This is a genomic window from Oceanibaculum pacificum (assembly GCF_001618175.1).
Taxonomy (GTDB): domain Bacteria; phylum Pseudomonadota; class Alphaproteobacteria; order Oceanibaculales; family Oceanibaculaceae; genus Oceanibaculum; species Oceanibaculum pacificum.
The window spans coordinates 1-7,106 of sequence record NZ_LPXN01000059.1; the positions used below are offsets into that span (position 1 = coordinate 1).

Genomic DNA, 7,106 nt, shown 5'->3' on the forward strand with positions numbered 1-7,106 from the left:
CTCCCCTTCCGGGGCGAGGGAAACTGCCCCTACACCACCACCCCTTCAGGCAGGCTCAGCGCGTGGTCGGCGATGGCGCCGGCATGGGTGAGCCAGATGGCGTCGCGGCTCTGGGCGATGTGGGTCAGGGCGCGGCGCAGATGGCGCAGGCGGTGGGGATGGCCGACCAGATAGGCGTGCAGCGCAATGCCGAAGACCAGCGGCTGGGCCTGCGATTGCTGGCGCATCTCGTCGAACGCATCGACGATCATGTCGGCAAAGGCATCGCCCTCGATCTTGCGCGCGACGATGGCCGGAATGTCGTTGATCTCCTGCGGATAAGGCATGGCGAGGATGCGGCCGGCCCGCGTTTTCAGCCAGATCGGCTGATCGTCGGCGCACCAGTCCAGCACATAGCGATAGCCGGCTTCCTGCAGCAGGTCGGGCGTAACCCGGCTTTCCGATATCCAGGGACCGAGCCAGCCATCCGGGCGCTTGCCCTCGTGCCGGGCGATGACCGCCGTGGCCTCCTCGATCAGCGCGCGCTCCTCCGCCTCCGGCAGCACGCCCTGGCGCTCGGCGTTGGTGCGGCCATGGCCGACCACCTCGTCGCCTCGCGCGCGGAAGGCGTCCATCAGCTGCGGGCAATAGCTGTAGATTTCGCTGTTCACCAGCACGCTGACCGGCAGCTTCAAGGCATCGAAGACTTCCAGCATGCGCCAGGCCCCGACCCGGTTGCCATAGTCGCGCCAGGCGAAATTCAGCACATCGGGCTGCGGGCCGCCGGGGGCCAGCTCCGCCCCCAGCCCCTCGCCAAAGGCGAAATGCTCCAGATTCAAGGCGATATAGACCGCCAGGCGCTTGCCGCCCGGCCAGCTATAGTCGGGGCGGCCGATAATCGGCGAATAGGCATAGCGGCCATGGCTGGGGAGCATTCAAACCTCGCAAGCTGGGTGGTAAGGTGGGCGCACCGAATAGTTTGCAGGAGCATACCCCATGACCGACGCCGCTTCCCAGCCCACCGCACGCCCCAACCTTGTCGGCACGCTGATCGACGAGGATCGCCTGTGGCAGCGGCACGAGGCGTTGGGCGCGATCGGCGGCACGCCTAAGGGCGGCGTGAACCGGCAGGCGCTGACGGCCGAGGAAGCGGTCGCCCGCAAGCTGATCGCCGGCTGGGCGAAGGAGCTGGGCTTCGGCATCGCCACCGACCCCATCGGCAACATGTTCATCCGCCGCGAGGGCACCGACCCGACCGCCACGCCGGTCGTCTCCGGTTCGCATATCGACACCCAGCCGACCGGCGGCAAGTATGACGGCGCCTATGGCGTGCTGGCTGCCTTCGAGGTGCTGGAGTCGCTGGAGCGCGCCGGGGTGAAGACCCGCCGGCCGCTAGAGGCCGCGATCTGGATGAATGAGGAAGGCAGCCGCTTCCAGCCGGGCTGCGTCGGCTCCGGCGTGTTCGTCGGCAAGAAGGAGCTGGAGCCGATGCTGGACATGCAGGACCGCGCCGGCATCTCGGTCCGCGAGGCGCTGGTGCCGGTGCTGGAGGCGACGCCGGAGGCCACGCAGCGGCCGCTGAACACGCCCATTCACGCCTATCTCGAAGCCCATATCGAGCAGGGCCCGCGCCTGGAGGCCGAAGGCCTGCAGATCGGAATCGTCACCTCGATCCAGGGCATGCGCCGGTTCGAGATCGACATTGAGGGCGAGGAGGCGCATGCCGGCACCACGCCGCGCAAGAGCCGCAAGGACGCGCTATCGGCCGCCGTGCGCATCATCGCCGCGCTGGAGGAGCTGATGCACGATCCGGACGACGTCGTGCGCTTCACCGTCGGGCGGCTGGAGGTCTCCCCCGGCTCGCCCAACGTGGTGCCCGGCCATGTGCATTTCAGCATCGACTTCCGCCACCCGGACACCAAGGTGCTGAAGGAACGCGGCGACGCCGTGGAACGGATCGCGGTGGAGAAAGGCGCGCCCTGCCCGGTTACCGTGAAGGGCTTCGGCACCAACCCGCCGGTGCATTTCCCGACCGATATCGTGGACACGGTGCGGCGCGGCGCGGCGCGGCTTGAGCTGCCGTCGATGGACATGCCTTCCGGCGCCGGCCACGATGCCGGGCTGATCAGCGCCGTAGCGCCGGTCGGCATGGTGTTCGTGCCCTGCGTGAAGGGCATCAGCCATAATGAGCTGGAGCGCGCCAGCGCCGCCGACCTCGCCGCCGGCACCCGCGTGCTGGCCGAGGCGATGGTCGAGCTGGCGAACAGTTAAGGCTGGGAGAGGATCAGCCGTAAGCCTGCTTGTGGCTGTCGGCGTTCTGCACATAGCGCGCGGCGGAGGCGGATATCTCGGCGATATCCTCCGCCGACAGGTCGCGCACATAGCGCGCCGGCCGGCCGGCCCAAAGCTGGCCCGCCGGCACGCGCTTGCCGGGCGTGACCAGCGAACCGGCGGCGACCATGGCGTGGGTCTCCACCACCGCCCCGTCCATCACGCAGGCCTGCATGCCGACGAAGCTGCGATCCTCCAGCGTGCAGGCATGCAGCAGGGCGGCATGGCCGACCGTCACATCCTCGCCGACGAAGCAGCCATGGCCATAGCTCTGCACATGCAGGATGGTGCCGTCCTGGATATTGGTGCGCGCGCCGACGCGGATGACGTTCACATCGCCGCGCAGCGTGCAGGAGAACCAGATGCTCGCCCCCGCCCCGATCTCGACATCGCCGATGATGGCGGCGTTCGGCGCGATGAAGGCGCTGTCGTCGATCTTGGGCATGATGCCGTGATGGGGCAGGATCAGAGCAGTCATCTCGGAGCGTTTCCTCTTCTTACGGGAACATCGGCGGCTGCATGAGAGCCGTGGTTTCCGGCAGGCCGGCCATGACGTTCATATTCTGCACCGCCTGGCCGGACGCGCCCTTCACCAGATTGTCGATGACCGAGATCACGATGGCCCGGCCCTTCAGCCGGTCGGCCACGACGCCGATCAGCGTATGGTTGGAGCCGCGCACATGGCGCGTGGCCGGCACCTGGCCCAGCGGCAGCACCCGCACGAAGGGCTCGCCCTCATAGCGCTTGGCGATGGCGTCGCGCAGGTCGGCGGCGCTGGCGCCCTTCTCCAGCTTCACATAGGCGGTGGACAGGATGCCCCGGCTCATCGGCATCAGATGCGGGGTGAAATTCACCCGGATCTCGCGGCCGGCCGCCGCCGTCAGCCCCTGCTCAATCTCCGGCGCGTGGCGATGGCTGGCGACGCCATAGGCGTGGATGCCCTCCGCTACCTCGGTGAACAGCGAACCTTCCTTGGCCGCCCGGCCAGCGCCCGACACGCCGGACTTGGCATCGATGATGATGTCGTCGCTGTCGATCAGGCCGGCTTCGACCAGCGGCACCAGCGGCAGCTGGGCGGCGGTCGGGTAGCAGCCGGGATTGGCCACCAGCCGCGCCTTGGCCACCGCCTCGCGCGCCAGCTCGGTAATGCCGTAGACCGCCTCCTTCTGCAATTCCGGCGCCTGGTGCGCGTGGCCGTACCATTCGGCGTAGGTGTCGACATTATGCAGCCGGAAGTCGGCCGACAGGTCGACCACCTTCACCTGCTTCGGCAGGCCGGCGATCACCTCCTGCGTGGTGCCGTGCGGCAGGGCGCAGAAGATCAGGTCGCACTCATCCACCTTTGCGTCCTCGATCTTGGTGAGGATCGGCAGGTCGAGATAGGCCAGATGCGGGAAGACGTCGCCCAGCGGCTTGCCGGCGGCGCGGTCGCCGGTCAGCATCGTCACGCGGGTGGAGGGGTGCTGCGCCAACAGACGGATGAGCTCGGCGCCCGTATAGCCGCTTGCCCCCAAAATACCGACCCGAAGCTCGTTCGACGCAGTCATATCTTCCTCCATCAAGTGTCCCCTCCATGTAGGAAGGGCGTGAAACCAAACCAGCGAAAGCGTGTGGACACAATGAAAAACGGGGCGCCCCTGGTGGGACGCCCCGTTTCCGGTAGACGTATGCCCCGAGGGACTTAACGCTTCGAGAACTGGAAGCTACGTCGCGCCTTGGCGCGGCCGTACTTCTTACGCTCGACGACGCGGCTGTCGCGGGTCAGGAAGCCACCCTTCTTCAGGGCGCCCCGCAGCTCCGGCTCGTAGGCGATCAGCGCGCGGCTGATGCCGTGGCGAACCGCACCCGCCTGGCCGGACAGGCCACCGCCGGTGACAGTGCAGATCACGTCATACGCATCTTCGCGACCGGCCGCCTTGAACGGCTGGTTGATGATCAGACGCAGCACCGGACGCGCGAAATATTCCTGCTGGTCACGGCCGTTGACGGTCACCTTGCCGTTACCCGGCTTCACCCACACGCGGGCGATGGCGTCCTTGCGACGACCGGTGCCGTAGGAACGGCCCTGCGCGTCGATCTTCGGCTCGACCGGAGCGGCGGCCTCGGCGGCGTTGCCGGCAACCAGATCCTTCAGAGCGTCCATGCCCTGGCTTTCAACACTGGCCATGGATTAGTTGCTCCTCTTATTCTTGGAATTCATCGCCGCGAGGTCGAGAACCTCCGGCTGCTGGGCCTCATGCGGGTGCTCGGCGCCGGCATAGACCTTCAGATTGCCCATCAGCTTGCTGCGCAGCGGGCCGCGGGTCATCATCCGCTCGACCGCCTTCATGATCGCGCGCTCCGGGAAGCGGCCGCCCAGGATCTGACCCATGGTCCGCTCCTTGATGCCGCCCGGATGGCCGGTGTGCCAGTAGAACTTCTTGTCCTGCAGCTTGTTGCCGGTCAGCTTCACCTTCTCGGCATTGACGATGATGACGTTGTCACCGGTGTCGATATGCGGAGTGAAGGTCGGCTTGTGCTTGCCACGCAGACGCATCGCGACGATCGTGGCGAGCCGGCCCAGAACGACGCCCTCGGCGTCGATCAGGACCCACTTCTTCTCGATCTCCGACGGCTTGGCGGAGTAGGTCTTCATATCTGCCCCAATTGGCTATTAAACGCGGTCACGGAAGCGCCCGACAGCTCGGAAGCCCGTGGAGGCCGCATATCTACAGAAACGCGATTTCCCCGTCAATCGAAAAGAAAGCGCTCATACGGCAAAAAACATAGCAATTTCAATTACTTGTAAAATAGGTATTATAATACCGCCATTTAAGACCCTGATTCGCGGGGCGGAATCGAGTAGGTGGAGGTCACATGGCATACCGGCTCGCCATCGCCTTCGGAAAAGATCGACACTTCGCCATAGGCCAGCCGCTTGCCGCATTTCAGCAGACGGCCCTGCGCGATCAGGTCGCCGGGCTTCGGCCGCTTCAGGAAATTGGCGGTGAGGTTCGTGGTGACGGCCAGCTTCACCACGCCGATGCGGCTCAGCACGCAGCCATACATGACGATGTCCGCCAGCCCCATCATCGCCGGCCCGGTGATGGTGCCGCCGGGGCGCAGCAGATCGTCGCGGAACGGCAGGCGGGCGGTCACCACCCCGTCGCCCACGCTCTCGAAGCGCACGCCGAGCTGGCCGACATAGGGCACCTCCTCGCGCGCGATACGGTCCAGCTCCTGGGCGGTCACGAGCGCCATGCGGTAATCCTCCCCCTCCCCTGTTTCCCGGATACTTGCGCGCGGCGGCGCGGAACGCCAGACTCAAGGGCAAAGCCATGGGAGGAATGATGATGGCCAGCGCCGCCCCCGCCCCGGAAGAACCGATCCTGCTGCGCCAGGACACGAACGGCATCGCCCGCCTGACGCTGAATCGCCCACAGCAGCGCAACGCCCTGTCGGTCGCCCTTATGGCCGCGCTGATCGATGAGCTGGCGGCCATCGCCGCCGACCCATCGGTAAAAGTGGTGGTGCTCGCGGCGAACGGCACCGCCTTCTGCGCCGGGCACGATTTGAAGGAGATGCGCGCCCATCCGGGCCGTCCTTTCTATGAAACCCTGTTCCGGCAATGCAGCGCGCTGATGCAGGCCATCGTGCGGCTGCCGCAGCCGGTCATCGCCCGCGTGCATGGCATCGCCACGGCGGCGGGCTGCCAGCTCGTCGCCTCCTGCGATCTGGCGGTGGCGGCGGACAGCACGCGCTTCGCCACGCCAGGAGTGAATATCGGCCTGTTCTGCTCGACCCCGATGGTCGCGCTGTCGCGCAATGTGAACCGCAAGCAGGCGATGGAGATGCTGCTGCTGGGCGAGATGATCGACGCCGCCCGCGCGATGGATTTCGGCCTGATCAACCGCGCCGTGCCGGAAGCGCAGCTCGACCCGGCGACCGAGGCGATGGCCCGCGCCATCGCCGCCAAATCGCCGCTGACGCTGAAGATCGGCAAGGAGGCCTTCTACCGCCAGGTTGAACTCGACCTCGACCAGGCCTACGACTATGCCAGCCGCGTAATGACCGAGAACATGCTGGCCCGGGACGCCGAGGAAGGCATCGACGCCTTCCTGCAGAAGCGCGCCCCGGTCTGGCAGGGCCGCTGAATAGGAAACCATCCATGTTCGCCAATACGGTGAAGCCGTCCTTCGAGAAGGCCGGGCACGACACTTACCCCGACGCGCTGATCCGCAAGATCCTGCGCGAGGTGAAAACCATCGCCATGGTCGGGGCCAGCCCCGACTGGAACCGGCCTTCCTATTTCGCCATGAAGTACCTGCAATCGAAGGGCTATCGGGTGACCCCGGTGAACCCGAAGGTGGCCGGCCAGGAAATCCTGGGCGAGACGGTCTACGCCAAGCTCGCGGATATTCCCGACAAGATCGACATGGTCGATGTGTTCCGCAATTCGGATGCCGCCGGCCCGATCACCGACGAGGCCATCGCCCTCGGCGCGTCGGTCGTGTGGATGCAGCTCGGCGTGCGCAACGACGAGGCCGCCGCCCGCGCCGAGGCCGCCGGTCTGACCGTCATCATGAACCGCTGCCCGAAGATCGAATATGGCCGGCTGAACGGCGAGCTCGGCTGGCACGGCTTCAACTCCGGCGTCATCTCATCGAAGCGCCGGAAGCTGCCGGAGAAGGCGTAGTCCTTACCCCCTGCCCTTCGAGACGGTCCTGACGGGCCTCCTCAGGGCGAGGGAAGATTGGTATACCGGCCTTAACTCCGCCTCGTCCTGAGGAGCCGCACGAGCGGCGTCTCGAAGGACA

9 protein-coding genes are annotated in these 7,106 nt (G+C 66.4%); 3 read left to right on the top strand and 6 right to left on the bottom strand.

What is annotated here, in order from left to right:
• Positions 1–29 precede the first annotated feature (29 nt).
• Positions 30–914 carry a polysaccharide deacetylase family protein gene (locus AUP43_RS04670; RefSeq protein WP_067553262.1) on the bottom strand — a complete coding sequence of 295 codons (885 nt, stop codon included), beginning with the start codon at positions 912–914 and terminating at the stop codon, positions 30–32.
• 61 nt (positions 915–975) lie between these two features.
• On the opposite strand from AUP43_RS04670, the gene AUP43_RS04675 reads away from it, so the two are divergent.
• Positions 976–2,250: a M20 family metallo-hydrolase gene (locus tag AUP43_RS04675; RefSeq protein ID WP_067553264.1), complete on the top strand. Its 1,275-nt coding sequence runs from the start codon at positions 976–978 to the stop codon at positions 2,248–2,250.
• 13 nt (positions 2,251–2,263) lie between these two features.
• Here the strand turns inward: AUP43_RS04675 and AUP43_RS04680 are convergent, their stop codons facing one another.
• From AUP43_RS04680 to AUP43_RS04700, 5 genes are all read right to left on the bottom strand, one after another.
• Positions 2,264–2,788, bottom strand: coding sequence for a gamma carbonic anhydrase family protein (locus AUP43_RS04680; protein WP_067553267.1), 525 nt, complete (start codon positions 2,786–2,788; stop codon positions 2,264–2,266).
• A gap of 19 nt (positions 2,789–2,807) precedes the next feature.
• Positions 2,808–3,857, bottom strand: a complete 1,050-nt coding sequence (argC, locus tag AUP43_RS04685) for an N-acetyl-gamma-glutamyl-phosphate reductase (protein WP_067553278.1) — start codon at positions 3,855–3,857, stop codon at positions 2,808–2,810.
• A 134-nt stretch (positions 3,858–3,991) separates the two neighbouring features.
• On the bottom strand, positions 3,992–4,477 hold the full coding sequence (rpsI, locus tag AUP43_RS04690) for a 30S ribosomal protein S9 (RefSeq protein WP_067553269.1): 486 nt from the start codon (positions 4,475–4,477) through the stop codon (positions 3,992–3,994).
• A 3-nt stretch (positions 4,478–4,480) separates the two neighbouring features.
• The gene (gene rplM / locus AUP43_RS04695; protein WP_067553271.1) at positions 4,481–4,945 is read right to left on the bottom strand and encodes a 50S ribosomal protein L13; all 465 of its coding nucleotides are present in this window, start codon (positions 4,943–4,945) and stop codon (positions 4,481–4,483) included.
• A gap of 176 nt (positions 4,946–5,121) precedes the next feature.
• Positions 5,122–5,550, bottom strand: coding sequence for a PaaI family thioesterase (locus AUP43_RS04700; protein ID WP_067553272.1), 429 nt, complete (start codon positions 5,548–5,550; stop codon positions 5,122–5,124).
• Positions 5,551–5,636: 86 nt separating this feature from the next.
• Between AUP43_RS04700 and AUP43_RS04705 the strand changes: the two genes are divergently transcribed.
• Together AUP43_RS04705 and AUP43_RS04710 are read left to right on the top strand one after the other, a co-directional pair.
• On the top strand, positions 5,637–6,443 hold the full coding sequence (locus AUP43_RS04705; protein ID WP_232314876.1) for an enoyl-CoA hydratase: 807 nt from the start codon (positions 5,637–5,639) through the stop codon (positions 6,441–6,443).
• Positions 6,444–6,457: 14 nt separating this feature from the next.
• Positions 6,458–6,985, top strand: coding sequence for a CoA-binding protein (locus AUP43_RS04710; protein ID WP_067553276.1), 528 nt, complete (start codon positions 6,458–6,460; stop codon positions 6,983–6,985).
• Positions 6,986–7,106 lie beyond the last annotated feature (121 nt).